General features: G+C 64.3%; 14 protein-coding genes and 1 pseudogene. 7 read left to right on the forward strand and 8 right to left on the reverse strand.

What is annotated here, in order from left to right; all coding sequences use genetic code 11:
• A pseudogene (locus YY7_RS60925) lies at nucleotides 1-174 on the forward strand (IS5/IS1182 family transposase); the annotation flags it as partial.
• A 123-nt stretch (nucleotides 175-297) separates the two neighbouring features.
• Here the strand turns inward: YY7_RS60925 and fabI are convergent.
• The 3 genes from fabI to fabA all read right to left on the reverse strand — a co-directional run bounded on the left by fabI (nucleotide 298) and on the right by fabA (nucleotide 3028).
• The gene (gene fabI, locus YY7_RS0135100; protein ID WP_028167276.1) at nucleotides 298-1098 is read right to left on the reverse strand and encodes an enoyl-ACP reductase FabI; all 801 of its coding nucleotides are present in this window, start codon (nucleotides 1096-1098) and stop codon (nucleotides 298-300) included.
• A 141-nt stretch (nucleotides 1099-1239) separates the two neighbouring features.
• Nucleotides 1240-2463, reverse strand: a complete 1224-nt coding sequence (gene fabB, locus YY7_RS0135105; RefSeq protein ID WP_028167277.1) for a beta-ketoacyl-ACP synthase I — start codon at nucleotides 2461-2463, stop codon at nucleotides 1240-1242.
• Nucleotides 2464-2506: 43 nt separating this feature from the next.
• Entirely contained in the window at nucleotides 2507-3028 is a 522-nt protein-coding gene (fabA, locus tag YY7_RS0135110; protein ID WP_027580962.1) for a 3-hydroxyacyl-[acyl-carrier-protein] dehydratase FabA, read from the reverse strand.
• A 320-nt stretch (nucleotides 3029-3348) separates the two neighbouring features.
• Here fabA and irrA point away from each other — a divergent pair, with 320 nt between their 5' ends.
• A complete protein-coding gene (gene irrA, locus YY7_RS0135115; RefSeq protein ID WP_028167278.1) occupies nucleotides 3349-3837 on the forward strand; it encodes an iron response transcriptional regulator IrrA in 489 nt (162 codons plus the stop codon).
• A gap of 130 nt (nucleotides 3838-3967) precedes the next feature.
• Here the strand turns inward: irrA and YY7_RS0135120 are convergent, their stop codons facing one another.
• Nucleotides 3968-4495: an SH3 domain-containing protein gene (locus YY7_RS0135120; RefSeq protein ID WP_028167279.1), complete on the reverse strand. Its 528-nt coding sequence runs from the start codon at nucleotides 4493-4495 to the stop codon at nucleotides 3968-3970.
• 329 nt (nucleotides 4496-4824) lie between these two features.
• Here YY7_RS0135120 and YY7_RS0135125 point away from each other — a divergent pair, with 329 nt between their 5' ends.
• Nucleotides 4825-5826, forward strand: a complete 1002-nt coding sequence (locus tag YY7_RS0135125; RefSeq protein ID WP_028167280.1) for a 2-hydroxyacid dehydrogenase — start codon at nucleotides 4825-4827, stop codon at nucleotides 5824-5826.
• Between the two features lie 92 nt (nucleotides 5827-5918).
• Here YY7_RS0135125 and YY7_RS0135130 read toward each other — a convergent pair whose 3' ends face one another.
• A complete protein-coding gene (locus YY7_RS0135130) occupies nucleotides 5919-6836 on the reverse strand; it encodes a LysR family transcriptional regulator (RefSeq protein WP_028167281.1) in 918 nt (305 codons plus the stop codon).
• Between the two features lie 120 nt (nucleotides 6837-6956).
• Here YY7_RS0135130 and YY7_RS0135135 point away from each other — a divergent pair, with 120 nt between their 5' ends.
• Nucleotides 6957-7958, forward strand: coding sequence for an aldo/keto reductase (locus YY7_RS0135135; protein WP_028167282.1), 1002 nt, complete (start codon nucleotides 6957-6959; stop codon nucleotides 7956-7958).
• 3 nt (nucleotides 7959-7961) lie between these two features.
• On the opposite strand, the gene YY7_RS0135140 is transcribed toward YY7_RS0135135, so the two are convergent.
• Entirely contained in the window at nucleotides 7962-8762 is an 801-nt protein-coding gene (locus tag YY7_RS0135140) for a HesA/MoeB/ThiF family protein (RefSeq protein ID WP_028167283.1), read from the reverse strand.
• A 249-nt stretch (nucleotides 8763-9011) separates the two neighbouring features.
• Between YY7_RS0135140 and YY7_RS0135150 the strand changes: the two genes are divergently transcribed.
• Nucleotides 9012-10367, forward strand: coding sequence for a serine protease (locus YY7_RS0135150; protein ID WP_028167285.1), 1356 nt, complete (start codon nucleotides 9012-9014; stop codon nucleotides 10365-10367).
• Nucleotides 10368-10554: 187 nt separating this feature from the next.
• Here YY7_RS0135150 and ggt read toward each other — a convergent pair whose 3' ends face one another.
• Nucleotides 10555-12234 (reverse strand): gamma-glutamyltransferase, encoded by a 1680-nt coding sequence (gene ggt / locus YY7_RS0135155; RefSeq protein WP_028167286.1) that lies wholly within the window; start codon nucleotides 12232-12234, stop codon nucleotides 10555-10557.
• A gap of 23 nt (nucleotides 12235-12257) precedes the next feature.
• Nucleotides 12258-13142: a bifunctional DNA-formamidopyrimidine glycosylase/DNA-(apurinic or apyrimidinic site) lyase gene (gene mutM / locus YY7_RS0135160; RefSeq protein WP_028167287.1), complete on the reverse strand. Its 885-nt coding sequence runs from the start codon at nucleotides 13140-13142 to the stop codon at nucleotides 12258-12260.
• Nucleotides 13143-13334: 192 nt separating this feature from the next.
• Between mutM and ubiE the strand changes: the two genes are divergently transcribed.
• On the forward strand, nucleotides 13335-14096 hold the full coding sequence (gene ubiE / locus YY7_RS0135165) for a bifunctional demethylmenaquinone methyltransferase/2-methoxy-6-polyprenyl-1,4-benzoquinol methylase UbiE (RefSeq protein WP_028167288.1): 762 nt from the start codon (nucleotides 13335-13337) through the stop codon (nucleotides 14094-14096).
• Nucleotides 14093-15667, forward strand: coding sequence for a 2-polyprenylphenol 6-hydroxylase (ubiB, locus tag YY7_RS0135170; protein ID WP_028167289.1), 1575 nt, complete (start codon nucleotides 14093-14095; stop codon nucleotides 15665-15667). Before ubiE ends, ubiB begins: the two co-directional genes overlap by 4 nt.
• Nucleotides 15668-15682 lie beyond the last annotated feature (15 nt).

Consider the following 15682-nt stretch of genomic DNA (forward strand, 5'->3'; position numbering starts at 1 on the left):
GCCGGCAAGGCACAGTACCAGGCCCGCTCGATCTGCGAATGCATCCATGCCCGCTGGCGCAACTGGGACCTCAGGCAATTGACGGTGCGCGGCATCGAAAAGGTCCGAGCCGTCGTGCTCTGGTACGCCCTCACCAACAACATCCTGCAGGGACATCGCCTCGCCAACCCATAGCTGCGCCAAACCATAGCGGCGCGCAAATCCCGCCCCGCTCCACCGTCGAGGTCTTCAACATCCGCTACTTCGGATGCCGTCTACCCGAAAACCGAATTGGTTCTCAGGCTCTACGATTTCGAGCTACTCCGCCTTCAGGTCTTCCGGCCGCGGCATCGAGATCACGTTGTAGCCGGAATCGACGTAATGGATTTCGCCGGTGACGCCGCCGGAGAGATCGGACAGCAGATAGAGCGCGGAACCGCCGAGCTCATCAAGCGTGACGCCGCGGCCGAGCGGCGAATGCTTCTGCTGGAACGCGAACATCGCACGCGCATCGCCGATGCCCGAGCCGGCGAGCGTGCGCACCGGACCCGCTGAAATCGCGTTGATGCGGATGGCGCGGGAGCCGAAATCGGCGGCGAGATAGCGCACCGAGGCTTCCAGCGCCGCCTTCGCGACCCCCATCACGTTGTAATTGGGCATCACGCGCATCGAGCCGCCGAAGGTCAGCGTAATCATGGCGCCGCCGGTTTCCGGCATCAGCTCGGCTGCGCGCTTGGCCAGTTCGGTGAAGGAGAAGCAGGAGATCAGCATGGTGCGCGAGAAGTTCTCGCGCGTAGTGTCCGCATAGCGGCCCTTCAGCTCGTTCTTGTCGGAGAAGGCGACGGCATGGACGAGGAAATCGAGCTGACCCCATTGCTCGCGCAAGGCTGCGAACACCGCATCGACGCTGGCGAGATCCTCGACATCGCAGGGCAGCACCGTGTCGACGCCGAGCGACTGCGCCAGCGGCTTGACGCGCTTGCCGAGCGCCTCGCCCTGATAGGTGAAGGCGAGCTCGGCGCCCTGCGCATGGAGCGTCCTGGCAATGCCCCAGGCGATCGAATGATCATTGGCGACGCCCATGATCAGTCCGCGCTTGCCTTTCATCAGGTCCTGCATCGTGCTCACCACTCTCTTTCTTCGTCATGCCCGGGCCTGTCCCGGGCGTCCACGCGCTTTCGGCGCCTATGGCAAAGACGTGGATGGCCGGGACGAAGCCCGGCCATGACGGTGAATCAGCCAGTCAACTGGCTAACAATCTCACGCATCCAGCCGCTTGAACACCAGCGTCGCGTTGGTGCCGCCGAAGCCGAACGAATTCGACAACACGGTGCCGAGCTTCGCATTGTCGATGCGCTTGCGCACGATCGGCATGTCGGCGAACACAGGGTCGAGCTCGGTGATATGCGCGCTCTCGCAGATGAAGCCGTTGTTCATCATCAGAAGCGAATAGATCGCCTCCTGCACGCCGGTGGCGCCCAGTGAGTGGCCGGTCAGCGCCTTGGTCGCCGAGATTGGCGGGCATTTCTCGCCGGTGCCGAACACCTTGCGGATCGCCTCGATTTCCGGCGGATCGCCGGCAGGCGTCGAGGTCGCGTGCGGATTGATGTAATCGATCGGAGTATTCACCGTCGACAGCGCCATGCGCATGCAGCGCTCGGCGCCTTCGCCCGAGGGCGCCACCATGTCGTAGCCATCGGAGGTCGCGCCATAGCCGACGATCTCGGCATAGATGCGTGCACCGCGCGCCTTGGCGTGCTCCAGCTCTTCCAGCACCACGACGCCGGCGCCGCCGGCGATGACGAAACCGTCGCGGTTGATGTCGTAGGGGCGAGAGGCGGTGGCCGGCGTATCGTTATATTTCGACGACATGGCGCCCATGGCGTCAAACAGCACCGACAGCGTCCAGTCGAGTTCCTCGCAGCCGCCGGCGAAGATCACGTCCTGCTTGCCCATCTGGATGATCTCGGAGGCATTGCCGATGCAGTGGTTAGACGTCGCGCAGGCCGAGGAGATCGAATAGTTCACGCCCTTGATCTTGAACCAGGTCGCAAGCGTTGCGGAAGCGGTCGACGACATGCCCTTGGGAACCGCGAACGGACCGACCCGCTTCGGGCCCTTGGTGCGCGCGATGTCGGCGGCCTCGACGAGGGTCCGCGTCGACGGCCCGCCCGAACCCATGATGATTCCGGTGCGCTCGTTGGAGACTTCGTCCGCCTCGAGCCCGGCATCGCGGATCGCCTGCTCCATCGCCACGTGATTCCATGCCGCACCGTCGGCCAGAAACCGCATCGCGCGGCGATCGATCACCTCAGCCGGCTTGAGCGTCGGCGCGCCTTGCACCTGCGAACGGAAGCCGAGGTCGGCGTATTTCTCCGCTCGGGAAATCCCGGACTTCGCCTCGTGAAGGCTCGCAAGCACTTCCTGGGTGTTGTTTCCGATGGACGAGACAATGCCCATCCCGGTGATGACAACCCGCCTCATGATCGCCTCGCCCTGCCGTTAGTTTTCTGTGCGATGGTTTCGGTCACGCCGGGGCCGTGCCCTGCTTGAACAGCCCAACCTTCAAATCCTTCGCGCGATAAATAATCTCGCCATCCATGGAAAGCCAGCCATCGGCAATGCCGAGCACCAGCCTCGAGCGCATCACGCGCTTAATATCTACGTTGTACACAACCTTGCGCACATTCGGCAGAACTTGGCCGCCGAACTTCAGCTCGCCAAGACCGAGCGCCCGCCCGCGTCCTTCGCCGCCGATCCAGCCGAGGTAAAAGCCGACCATCTGCCACATCGCATCCAGGCCGAGACAGCCGGGCATGACGGGATCGTTCTTGAAGTGGCAGCCGAAGAACCAGAGATCCGGTTTCACATCGAGCTCGGCGCGCACCAGTCCCTTGCCGAACTCGCCACCGGTCTCGGAGATCTCGCTGATGCGGTCGAACATCAGCATCGGCGGCAACGGCAACTGGGCATTACCGGGACCGAACATCTCGCCCCTGCCGCACGCCAGCAAATCCTCGTACTCATAACCGCTGCGCCGTTCCAGCATCCTCTTTCCACTCTCCTCAATGTCCCGGTGAAGCGCTCTCGAACGAACCGGACCGTTTCCCCGGCGGGACAAGATTCCCCGCAACGCGGCGCTACCTTGGGTGCGAACGGCGTCTCTACCGAATTCGCATATGTGGTCCGCGCGCTCTGTAACATAGGCATGAAGGCGCGGCAAAGTGTCGGAATGGGTTAAATTGCTGCATCCCCAGAGGGTTCCGATCGGACCGACTTGGCCGGCCCCAGTTGCGAGAAACTTGCATCTGAAGGATTTCCTTCTTATAGTCTTTGAAATATTGCCCGAGTTAGGTGTCTAGAGTGCATATGAGCGACGAAGTTCCGCATGTGAGCGATGACGCTAGTCAGATCGCCCGCGGCCCCGGTCATCAGCCGGCGCTGACCGGTTGCCCATGGCATGACGTCAATGAAATGCTGCAGGCGGCAGGCCTTCGGCCGACCCGTCAGCGCATGGCGCTGGGCTGGCTCCTGTTCGGCAAGGGCGCCCGCCATCTGACCGCAGAAATGCTTTACGAGGAGGCGACGCTCGCGAAGGTTCCGGTGTCGCTGGCCACCGTCTACAACACGCTGAACCAGCTCACCGATGCGGGCCTGCTGCGCCAGGTCAGCGTCGACGGCACCAAGACCTATTTCGACACCAACGTCACCGCGCATCACCATTTCTACCTCGAGAACAACCACGAGCTGGTCGACATTCCCGACCCGCATCTGGTGCTCTCCAAGATGCCGGATATCCCTGAAGGCTACGAGATCGCGCGCATCGACATGGTCGTGCGGCTGCGCAAGAGGCGCTGATCCTTGTCGCCCCTGCGAAAGCAGGGGCCCATAACCACAAATCTTCGTTGTTTCCCGCAGCGCCCTATCGCGAGATCACGCGATACGGGTCCCGGCTCAAGGCCGGGACGACACCGCTAACCTGTCTCGGCTAATCCACCTTCTCGTCGGCGTAGACGCCCCACAGGCGCTGCTGCTCGATCCAGCCGTCGAAGCCGTTGCCGGTGACGCGGCACCAGCTATTGGCGCATTTCCTCACCTGCGCGATGACGCCGGCCTGCAGCCGCGCAGCGACCGCGCTCGTCGCATCCGGACGATCGTAGAGCGACGCCAGGTCGTCCTTGTGCTTCATCGTGACGACCGCAGTGCGGCGGCCCGACAGCAGCGAATGATAGACCCAGCCTTCGGCGCCTTCGGAATCGCGTACCCGGCGCCAGTTCTCGAACTCGGCGGTGATTTCGACCGGCAGGCCGGAGCGGGTATAGACCCAGGCGACGTCATTGTCCTTGGTCGGGCCGGCGCGGACGTTCACATGATCGGACTTGAGGCTGACGTAACGGGGTATCGGCAGGCCGCTGGTGGTCGGACTTGCATCCTTGGCCGAATGTCCTGGAGATACCGAGGTGCCGAGCATGCACCCCACCAGCATCGCCAACCAACTCAACCGCCCCAACGCCATCAACTCGTCTCCTACTGAGAACGCCAACTCAAGTTCTGCGAGTTGAACCGGTGAACGCCCAGAACCCCAGACCCTTGCGCCGCGCGTCGATGCCCCAGCCCGTCTTGCCGAGGGGTTCTTGTGTTGGCCCGGTCTTCTGCTAGAGAGGACGGAACGTTGAGAACCAGAACGCCCGACTTTTCCTTGGAAACCCGAGGCAATCATCGGGGAACCCAGGGAAACGTGAAGGAAACGCCGGGACCGCGCAGCAACCGCAGTTTCGAACAACCGGGTTAATGAGGCCTGAACGGCGAAGCCTTTGACGGGCTGAAGCCTCATGAGAGCAGGACATGTCGGTTAAGAAGAAGCCTCTCGTCGTCGTCACCCGCAAGCTGCCGGATTCGATCGAGACCCGGATGCGCGAATTGTTCGACGCCAGGCTCAATCTCGACGACACGCCGATGACGTCGGAGCAGCTCGCGGAGGCCGTGCGCACCGCTGACGTGCTGGTACCGACCGTCACCGACCTGATCCGCGAGGACGTTCTCAACCAGAACGAAACCAAGCTGCGGCTGATCGCCAATTTCGGCAATGGCGTCGACAATATCGACGTCACGGCGGCGCACGCGCGCGGCATCACCGTGACCAACACGCCGAAGGTGCTGACCGAAGATACCGCCGACATGACCATGGCGCTGATCCTCGCGGTGCCGCGACGGATGATCGAAGGCGCCTCGATCCTGACCGAAGGCAAGCACTGGCCGGGCTGGTCGCCGACCTGGATGCTCGGCCATCGCATCGGCGGAAAACGGCTCGGCATCATCGGCATGGGCCGCATCGGCCAGGCGGTCGCGCGCCGCGCCCGCGCCTTTGGCCTGCAGATCCATTATCACAACCGTCGTCCGGTGGCGCCGCGCATCGCCGACGAGCTTGGCGCCACCTATTGGGAAAGCCTCGACCAGATGCTGGCGCGGATGGACATCCTCTCGGTGAACTGTCCGCATACGCCTGCGACCTTCCACCTGCTTTCCGCGCGGCGGCTGAAGCTGATCCGCAAGGAGGCCTATATCGTCAACACCGCGCGCGGCGAGGTGATCGACGAGGACACGCTGGTCAAGCTGATCGAAGCCGGAGAGATCGGCGGCGCCGGCCTCGACGTCTATGAGCACGAGCCTGCGGTCAATCCGAAGCTGGTGCGGCTCGCCAAGGCGGGCAAGGTGACGCTGCTGCCGCATATGGGCTCGGCCACCATCGAGGGCCGCGTCGAGATGGGCGAGAAGGTGATCATCAACATCCGCACCTTCCTCGACAACCACAAGCCGCCGGATCGCGTGCTGCCGAGCATGTTGTAGCCACCACCTCGGTGTCGTACCCGCGAAGCGGACCTGTAGCCCGGATGGAGCCATCGGGCGCGCCTTCGCGCGACCCGCTGGCTCCATCCGGGCTACGGGACCTTCCTCCGCCGTTCCCGCTTGCGCCACTCCGCAACGAACGCCACGAAGGCGGCGAGCGCGGGCGGCGTTTGGCGGCGGCTCGGATAATAGAGAAACGGGCCCGGGAACGGCGCGCACCAATCGTCGAGCACGCTGACCAGCGCGCCGGATTTGACGCCGTAGCGCACATATCCCTCGAACGTGGCCCAATATCCGACGCCGTCATGGACGGCGCGCAGCGCAAGCCCGAGATAGGTTGCGATCAGCTTGGCCGGCGGCGACACCTTGACGACGCGTCCTGCTTTTTCGAACTCCCAATCGTACATCGCGCCGCTGCCGAAGCGGGTGCGGATACAGGGATGGTCGAGCAGATCCTTTGGCTGCGTCGGCCGGCCATGCTGCGCGACATAGTCGCGCGAGGCCACGACTGCGTAGCGTTGCGGCGGCCCAAGCGATACCGCGATCATGTCCTGCGCGAGATGCTCGCCATAGCGCACGCCGGCATCGAACCCTTCCGCGACGATGTCGACGAACGCGCTCTCGGCGATGATCTCCAGATCGACTTGCGGATGTTTTGCCAGGAACGGCGCCACCATCGGCGCCAGCACCAGGTCGATGGCCGGCGGCGGCGCATTGATGCGCAGGCGACCTGACGGCACACCGCGTAAGCCGCGCACCTGATCGAGCGCCGCGCCGACGTCGCGCATCGCAGGGCCCACGCGCGCAAGCAACAATTCGCCGGCCTCGGTCAGCGCCACGCTGCGCGTGGTGCGGTTCATCAGGCGCACGCCGAGCCGCTCCTCCATGTCGCGCAGCCGCTGGCTGAGACTGGAGACCGAGACGCGCTGCTCCAGCGCCGCGCGCCGAAAATTCTGCGTGCGGGCCACAGCGAGGAAGGCTTTGAGGTCGCGAAGGTCGAAATCCTGCATTGTTCGTTATAGTGAACAAGCTATTCTCAATTGTCCAGCTTATCGAAATAATCAACGCGGCGCATATCCGCCTCGTCACGCGCGGCATCCATCCGCCGCCCATTTCGAGGAGAAGCTGCCATGGAAAAACGCAAACTCGGCTCAACTGGCCCGGAGGTCTCGGCCATCGGCCTCGGCTGCATGGGCATGTCGGATTTCTACGGCCCCGCCGACCGCAACGAGAGCATCGCCACGATCCATGCGGCGCTCGATGCCGGAATCACGCTGCTCGACACCGGCGACTTCTATGGCATAGGCCACAATGAGATGCTGATCGCCGAAGCGCTTGCCGGCCGCAGCCGCGACAATCTGCAGATCTCGGTCAAGTTCGGCGCGCTGCGCGATCCCAACAGAGGTTTTCTCGGCTACGATAGCCGGCCAGTCGCGGTGAAGAACTTTGCCGCCTATTCGCTGCAGCGGCTCCGCACCGACCATATCGACATCTATCGGCCGGCGCGGCTCGATCCCAGCGTGCCGATCGAAGAGACCGTCGGCGCGATCGCTGACCTGATCAAGGCCGGGCACGTCAGGCATATCGGCCTTTCGGAAGTCGGCTCGGAGACCATCCGCCGCGCGCACGCCGTGCATCCGATCGCCGATCTGCAGATCGAATATTCGCTTGTAGCGCGCGGCATCGAGGACGACATCCTGAAGACCTGCCGCGAGCTTGGCATCAGCGTTACGGCTTACGGCGTCCTGGCGCGCGGCTTGATCAGCGGCCACTGGTCGAAAGCGCATTCCGGCCCGCAGGATTTCCGCCTGCTGAGCCCGCGTTTCCAGGCCGGCAATATCGACACCAACCTGGCGTTGGTGGGTTCACTTCGCGCCATCGCCAAGGACGTCGGCGCATCTCCGGCGCAGGTCGCGATCGCCTGGGTCGCCGCGCAGGGCAAGGATATCGTGCCGCTGGTCGGCGCGCGCCGCCGCGACCGTCTCACCGAGGCGCTCGGCGCGCTCGAGGTGAAACTGACGGATGCCCATCTTGCCGCGCTGGCAAAAGCCTTCCCGCCCGGCATCGCCGCCGGCGGCCGCTATCCGGAGGAGCACCTCAGGCACATGGACAGCGAGAAGCGTGCTTCGTGACACTCAAAGATGCCCGCTCAGATCGGTGATGACAGGGTTGTCACCGTTGAGCGGATTCGCCGGATCGCGCGCGTAACGCAGGGTCTCGAAGCGCATCGCGCGCGCATCCACCATCAAGAGGCGCCCGACCAGGCCTTCGCCGAAGCCGACGATCTCGCGGATCGCCTCCAGCGCCATCATAGAGCCCAGCATGCCGGCGAGCGCGCCCATCACGCCGGCCTCGGCGCAGGCCGGCACCGTGCCGGGCGGCGGAGGTTCGGGAAACAGGCAGCGATAGGTCGGATTGAACTCGCCGGCGGCATTCTTCTCATGCGCGCGGATCGTGGTCAGCGAGCCGTCGAACACGCCGAGCGCGGCCGTGATCAGCGGCTTGCCGGCGAGGAAGCAGGCATCGGAGACGAGATACCGCGTCTCGAAATTGTCGGAGCCGTCGAGCACGAGGTCATAGCCGCCGATCAGCGACATCACGTTATCAGCACCGAGCCGCACCGCATGCGCCTCGAAATTGACGTGCGGGTTGAGCGCATGGATCTGCTCGGCGGCGCTGTCGACCTTGCGCTTGCCGATGTCCGGCGTCGCATGGATGATCTGGCGCTGCAGATTGGAGAGTGACACGATATCGTCATCGACGACCCCGAGCGTGCCGACGCCGGCCGCCGCCAGATACATCAGCGCCGGCGCGCCAAGGCCGCCGGCGCCGATCACCAGCACCGAAGCCTCCTTCAGCGCCGCCTGCCCGGGGCCACCGACTTCGCGCAACACGATGTGGCGGGCGTAGCGTTCGAGTTCGTCAGCAGTCAGCATTGTCGCTTACATCCTTATCGCCACCGCCAAACCCTCATGGTGAGGAGCCGCGAAGCGGCGTCTCCTGACGATGCTATCGCATCGCCGGGCGAACCATGAGGCCCGGACCTCGCCCGTGGCCCATCCTTCGAGACGGCCGCTTCGCGTCCTCCTCAGGATGAGGTCGGAGTCGTGAACCCAGGTGTGGTTGTTGCCGACCAAGCAGATGTGCATAATCGACCCACCGCGCAATAACCTCCCGGATTTGTCATGAGATCGGTGCTTTCGGCAACATTGATGGTCGTGACAATGGGGAGCGCACAGGCGCAGATGACCCCGCCGTCCACCGCCGGCGCCAAACCAAAGACAGTCGCGACCGTGCCGGTCCGCCCCGCGCTGCAGAAGCCCGAGGAGACGGCCAACGGGATGGCGCAGGCCGAGCGGCTCGCGCTGCAATCCGATCTCGCCTGGGTCGGCCAGTATAATGGCGCGATCACGGGCGATGTCAGCGAGCGCATGGTCAACGCGATCAAGGAATTCCAGAAATCGCGCGGCGGCAAGCCGACCGGCGTGCTCAACCCGCAGGAGCGTGGCGTGCTGGCCGAGACCGCGCGGCGCAAACAGGAGAGCGTCGGCTGGCGGATTGTCACCGAGCCCGGCACCGGAGCGCGGCTCGGCATTCCCTCAAAACTGGTTCCGCAACTCGCAAGCGGTGTCGACGGCGCCAAATGGACGTCACCGACGGGGACGATCCAGGTCGTGCTGGCGCGCCGCAAGGAGGCGAGCCCGACCACCGCAAAACTTGCCGAGCGCGAGAAGAAGGAGCCGGGGCGGACTGTCGACTATACCGTCGTCAAGCCGGATTTCTTCGTGCTGTCGGGCCTGCAGGGGCTGAAGAAATTCTACATCCGCGGCACGTTCAAGGGCGACGAAGTTCGTATCCTCACCATCCTCTACGACCAGGCGACTGAAAATACCGTCGAGCCGGTGGTGATCGCGATGTCGAGCGCGTTCAACCCGTTCCCATCAGGTCCCCAGGTTGCAGGCCCCCCGCCGCGCAAGACGGTGGAATATGGCACTGGCGTTGTCGTCAGCGACGACGGCGCGATCGTGACCGACCGCTTGGCCACCGACGAATGCATCGCGATCACGATTGCCGGTCACGGCAATGCCGACCGGATCGCCGAAGACAAGGAACACGATCTCGCGCTGCTGCACATCTATGGCGCGCGCGGATTGAAGCCGCTGAATATCGGCGCCACTGGCGCAAAGCCGGCGCTCGACCTTACCGGAATCGCCGATCCGCAGAATCAGGGCGGCGGCAACGCCGTGAGCAGTGCCAAGGCGACAGCGATGGCTGTCGGCAACGATGTCACGCTGACGCCGGCACCTGCGATCGGCTTCTCCGGCGCGGCGACGCTCGATACCGACGGCAAGTTCGCCGGTCTCGCTTTGCTGAAGCCGGTGGTCGTCGCCGGTCCGGCGAATGCGGCATCCGCGTCGCAGGCGATGCTGGCGCCGGCCGAGACGGTGCGCGGCTTCCTGAAAGCCCATGGTGTGACCGCGAATGGCACATCGACCGACGCAAAGGCCGCCGTGGTGCGCGTGATCTGCGTGCGGAAATAGCGCTCGCTCCTCGCCTCGCCCCGCTTGCGGGAAGAGGCCGGATGCATCGGCAGATGCAATCCGGGTAAGGGGCTGCCTCCGCGAACTCATCTCCTACTGAATTTGCGGAGACAGCCCCTCACCCCAACCCTCTCAGGGCGAGTTCTGCTCGTCCCGCCTCCGCAAGAGCGGGGAGAGGGAGCCGACGTCACGCCAATCTGAACCTTACCCCCGCACGCGCCAGCCCACCGGCGATCCCGATCGGCGTGCCGTCGGCGCGCCAGCAGGCGGCGCCCAGCATGCGGCCATCCTCATCAAACTCGATCGCGTTCATGCCGCCGGCGACGGAGGATACCGGCGCGACGGTATGACCCATCACGGCAAGTTTCTCGCGCACCCTCTCGGGAACGGCGAGTTCGACTTCGAGCGCATTGCCCTCGGTCCATACCCGCGGCGCCTCGACCGCTTCCTGCAGGCTCATGCCGTGATCGATCAGGTTGATCAGCGCCTGCATTGCGCTGGGGAAGATGCGTTTTCCTCCGGGCAGGCCGAGCGCATATTTCAGTTTGCCATCGCGCAGCGCCATCATCGGCGACATCGAGGTGGTGACGCGCTTGCCGGCCGCCAGCGACAGCGCGTGGCCGGGACGCGGATCGAACAGATGCATGTAATTGTTCGCGATGGCACCAAGGCCGGGGATCAGGATCTTGGCGCCGAACAGATTGTTGATGGTTTGCGTGGTCGCAACCACATTGCCGAACGCATCCGCCGCCGTCAGATGCGTGGTATGCGCGCCTTCGAGCTGCGCAACGCCCGCGCCCCAGGCCTGCGCCCGATCAGGATCGATCGCACGGCGGCGCTCTTCGGCATAGGCTTTCGACGTCAGCCGCTCGACGGGTACGTTGACATAGGCGGGATCGCCACTCGCCGCTGCACGGTCGGCAAAGGCGATCTTCAGCACTTCGGCGAGATAATGAATCGTCTCGGCGCTGCCGAAACCGAGGCTCGCGATGTCGTAGCCTTCGAGGATGTTCAACATCTCCGCGATATGCACGCCGGATGCCGCCGGCGGCGGTGGTCCCAGGATAACCCAGCCGCGATAATCGGCGCGGATCGGCTGGCGCTCGACGGTCTTGTAGGCTGCGAGATCGGCGCGGCGAATATATCCGCCGTTCTGCTCCATGTAGTGGACGAGGATATCGCCGAGCGATCCCTGATACAGCGCGGCCTCGCCATGCTCGGCGATATACCGCAACGTCTCGGCATATTCGGCCTGCACCACGCGTTCGCCGATCTTCAGCGGTTCGCCGTTCGGAAGATAGATCGCCGAAATCGGCTTGTCCTTCAACATGTCGGCCGCGCTCTCGCGGATGCATTCGTGCAAGTAAGGCGTCACCGCATAGCCGCGGGCGGCATGCTTGATCGCGGGCTGCATGACGTCGGCAAGGCTCATGGTGCCGAATCGCCGCAGCGTCTCGCACCAGGCCATCAGCGAACCGGGCACTGCAACCGCCTTCGGGCCGACGCAATTCTCGTCGCCGACTGTGTCGAACACGTCATGCGCCGAACCCGGCTTCGAACTGTAGGTGTCGGGACGGACCGCGAGCGGCACGGTGCTCTGGCCGTCGATGAAGCGATGCGTGCCGTCAGCGAGACGGATATGCGCCATGCCGCCGCCGATGATGCCGACCATCATCGGCTCGACGACGGTCAGCGTGAACAATGTCGCGATCGCCGCATCGATCGCGTTGCCGCCGGCGGCCAGCATCTCGGCGCCCGCGCTTGAGGCCAACGGATGATTGCTGACGACCATACCGCGGCTGGAGATGGCTGGTTGCTTCTCGCACTCGAAATGTGTCGCCGCGCGATCTCGCCAATTCTCGCTCATGACGTCGCTCCCATTATTGTCGGTTATTTTTGGCATTTCGGGCACCAGAAGGTCGAACGACCATTCTGGGTGAAGCGTTTCACGGTGCCGTCGCAGCCCGGAGTCGGGCACTTCTCGCCCTCGCGGTCGTAGACCTGGAACGAATGCTGGAAATAACCGAGTTCGCCATTGGTCTGGCGATGGTCGCGCAACGATGAGCCGCCGGCCTTGATCGCCTGGTTCAACACATCGTGGATCGCAGTGACCAGTCGTTCTGCGTGCTCCGTCGGCTCCTCCGTCTTCTTCCTGGCAAGCGTTGCCGCCAGCCGGCGCGGCGACAGGCGTGCGCGAAACAGCGCTTCGCAGACGTAGATATTGCCAAGCCCTGCGACCACGCGCTGGTCGAGCAGCGCCGCCTTCAGGCTGGTTTTCTTGTTGGCGCAGGAGTGCGCCAGCATCTCGGCATCGAATTCATTGCCGAGCGGTTCGGGGCCGAGGCCCTTCAACAGCGGCTCGTCCTCGATCGCGTTGCGCGCGATCACTTTCATGTAGCCGAAGCGGCGCGGGTCGTTGAAGATGATCGCAGCCCCCGACGACATGTGGAAGATCACATGATCGTGCGCGCGGTCCTGATTGCGCTCGTAATGGAAATGTCCCGGTGCCGCCTTGTCATCGTCCTTGAGCACGCGGAACGAGCCGGACATGCCCAGATGCATCAAGAGCACGTCGCCCGAGGTCAGGTCCGCCATCAGATATTTCGCGCGACGGCCGAGACCCGCGACAGTTTGCCCTTCCAGCCGCGCGACAAAGTCTTTTTGAAAGGGAAACCGCAGGTCCTTGCGGCGGGCTTCCGCTTTCAGGATTTTCGCACCCTCCATGGACGGCTGCAGGCCGCGGCGGACGGTCTCGACTTCGGGAAGCTCGGGCATGGAAATGTCATTCACACGGGGCGGGATCGGCAAAAGTGTAAGCGGTTTTGCGCCCCTTCGCCCGCCAAATTAACAATTTGCCAACAATCCGCCAGATCACAGCCGGTTTGGCGGATTGTGCGCGGAGGTGCTGACGTGATAGCGCCATTGCGGCGGGCGCGCTATGGTCGCGCTCCTTAAGGTAATGCGTTGATGGATCGGCGGGACCAAACCACCCATTTCGGCTACAGGGACGTTCCCCTGGGCGAGAAACAGACGCTGGTGAACGAGGTGTTCCACAGCGTGGCGTCGCGTTATGACTTGATGAACGATCTGATGTCGATCGGCCTGCACCGGGTCTGGAAGGACATCATGATCACTCAGCTCAATCCGCCGAAGAGCGAAGCGCCGTTCGCGCTGCTCGACGTCGCGGGCGGCACCGGCGATATCTCTTTCCGGGCGGCGAAGGCGGGCGGTCCCGGTTTCCGCGCCACTGTCTGCGACATCAATGCCGACATGCTCGAGGTCGGCCGCAACCGTGCTCGCGCCCAGCATCTCGATGACCGGGTCTTGTTCGTCGCCGGCAATGCCGAGGCGCTCAGCTTTCCGGACCGTTCGTTCGACGCCTACACGATCGCGTTCGGCATCCGCAACGTGCCGCGGATCGATGTCGCGCTGCGCGAGGCCTATCGCGTGCTGCGACCCGGCAGCCGCTTCCTCTGTCTTGAATTTTCCACTGTCGACGTGCCCGGCCTCGACCGGCTCTACGACATGTTCTCGTTCAGGGTGATCCCGCCGCTCGGCCGCGCCGTCACCGGCGACGCCGAGTCCTATCAGTATCTCGTCGAATCGATCCGCAAGTTTCCACGGCCCAGCGCCTTTGCCGAGATGATCACTGCCGCCGGCTTTGCGCGGGTGAAATGGGAAATCCTCTCGGGCGGCATCGTGGCGCTGCATTCGGGCTGGCGTTTGTGATCTCCGCAACAACACACATCGCGCGCCTCGCCCGCGCCGCCTACGTCTTCGCGCGCGAGGGCGTGTTCGGCGTCGTCGATCCGGCCCTGGTGCCGCCGCCGGCGCAACTTCTGGTGAAGCTCGCCCGCCTGGTCGAACGGCGCGGCGCCAAGTCCGGCCCGCGGCTGTCGCGGGCGCTGACGCGGCTCGGGCCGGCCTATCTCAAGCTCGGCCAGTTCCTGGCCACACGGCCCGACGTGGTCGGCGTAGTGCTGGCCAAGGATCTGGAGAGCCTGCAGGACCGGCTGCCGCCATTCCCGCAGGCCGAAGCCGAAGCTGTGATCGTGCAGTCGCTGGAACGCCCGCTGGCGCAGAGTTTCGTACGGCTCGGCCCCGCAGTCGCCGCCGCCTCGATCGCGCAGGTGCATCGCGGCGAGATCGAGCGCAACGGCGTGCGCCAGCAGGTGGCCGTGAAGGTGCTGCGGCCGAACGTCGCCTCCCGCTTCCGCCGCGATCTCTCCGATTTCTTCTTTGTCGCGCACAAGGCGGAAGCCCATTCGGCCGAAGCGCGGCGCTTGCGGCTGGTCGAGGTCATCAACACGATGTCGCGCTCGGTCGCGATGGAGATGGACCTCCGCCTGGAGGCTGCCGCCCTCTCCGAGATGGCGGAAAACATCAAGGACGATCCGGATTTCCGCGTGCCGGCGGTGGACTGGGACCGCACCACCCACAACGTGCTGACGATGGAATGGGTCGACGGCATCCCGCTGAACGACCGTACCAGGCTGGAGCAAGCCGAGGTCGATCTGCCCGATCTCGGCCGCAAGGTGATCCAGAGCTTCCTGCGTCACGCGCTGCGCGACGGCTTCTTCCATGCCGACATGCATCCCGGCAATCTCTTCCTCGACGATAACGGCCGGCTGGTGGCGGTCGATTTCGGCATCATGGGCCGGCTCGGACAGAAGGAGCGGCGCTTCCTCGCCGAGATCCTGCTCGGCTTCATCACCCGCGACTATCGCCGCGTCGCTGAAGTGCATTTCGAGGCCGGCTATGTGCCGGGGCATCACTCGGTGGAGAATTTCGCGCAGGCCATCCGCGCCATCGGCGAGCCGATCCACAATCGCACCGCCGAGGAGATCTCGATGGCGCGGCTGCTCACGCTGCTGCTCGAGGTCACCGGCCTGTTTGACATGCAGACGCGTCCTGAATTGATCCTGCTGCAGAAGACCATGGTGGTGGTCGAAGGCGTGGCGCGCGGCTTCGACCCCAAGCTCGACATCTGGAAAATTGCTGACCCCGTGGTGCGCGAATGGATCGAGCGCAATCTCGGCCCCATGGGGCGCATCCAGGGCGCGATGTCGGGGGCGGGCGAGCTCGCCCGCGTGCTGGCGCATCTGCCCGATATCGCCTCGCGCGCGGTCGCGGTGTTGAGCAATCTGGAGAGGATGACGCGCGAGGGCGTCACGCTGTCGCCGGAAACGATCGCGGCGATGGGACAGACCGAGGGCCGCAAGAACCGCTGGCGAACGATCGCGCTCTGGATCATCGCGGCCACTTTCATCGGAATCCTGATTGCAGTTCGGAATCTTTGATTGCAATGATAGCGT

Origin of the sequence: Bradyrhizobium elkanii WSM2783 (assembly GCF_000472865.1) — a bacterium.
Classification (GTDB): Bacteria; Pseudomonadota; Alphaproteobacteria; order Rhizobiales; family Xanthobacteraceae; genus Bradyrhizobium; species Bradyrhizobium elkanii_A.

Excerpts from the sequence above, each read along its gene's own strand:
- YY7_RS0135135 (WP_028167282.1), top strand. The coding sequence starts at position 6,957 with ATGGAAAAACGCAAACTCGGCTCAACTGGCCCGGAGGTCTCGGCCATC.
- fabI (WP_028167276.1), bottom strand. The coding sequence starts at position 1,098 with ATGCAGGACCTGATGAAAGGCAAGCGCGGACTGATCATGGGCGTCGCC.
- YY7_RS0135125 (WP_028167280.1), top strand. The coding sequence starts at position 4,825 with ATGTCGGTTAAGAAGAAGCCTCTCGTCGTCGTCACCCGCAAGCTGCCG.
- YY7_RS0135120 (WP_028167279.1), bottom strand. The coding sequence starts at position 4,495 with ATGGCGTTGGGGCGGTTGAGTTGGTTGGCGATGCTGGTGGGGTGCATG.
- fabB (WP_028167277.1), bottom strand. The coding sequence starts at position 2,463 with ATGAGGCGGGTTGTCATCACCGGGATGGGCATTGTCTCGTCCATCGGA.
- fabA (WP_027580962.1), bottom strand. The coding sequence starts at position 3,028 with ATGCTGGAACGGCGCAGCGGTTATGAGTACGAGGATTTGCTGGCGTGC.
- ggt (WP_028167286.1), bottom strand. The coding sequence starts at position 12,234 with ATGAGCGAGAATTGGCGAGATCGCGCGGCGACACATTTCGAGTGCGAG.
- YY7_RS0135140 (WP_028167283.1), bottom strand. The coding sequence starts at position 8,762 with ATGCTGACTGCTGACGAACTCGAACGCTACGCCCGCCACATCGTGTTG.
- YY7_RS0135130 (WP_028167281.1), bottom strand. The coding sequence starts at position 6,836 with ATGCAGGATTTCGACCTTCGCGACCTCAAAGCCTTCCTCGCTGTGGCC.
- irrA (WP_028167278.1), top strand. The coding sequence starts at position 3,349 with ATGAGCGACGAAGTTCCGCATGTGAGCGATGACGCTAGTCAGATCGCC.
- YY7_RS0135150 (WP_028167285.1), top strand. The coding sequence starts at position 9,012 with ATGAGATCGGTGCTTTCGGCAACATTGATGGTCGTGACAATGGGGAGC.
- ubiE (WP_028167288.1), top strand. The coding sequence starts at position 13,335 with ATGGATCGGCGGGACCAAACCACCCATTTCGGCTACAGGGACGTTCCC.
- mutM (WP_028167287.1), bottom strand. The coding sequence starts at position 13,142 with ATGCCCGAGCTTCCCGAAGTCGAGACCGTCCGCCGCGGCCTGCAGCCG.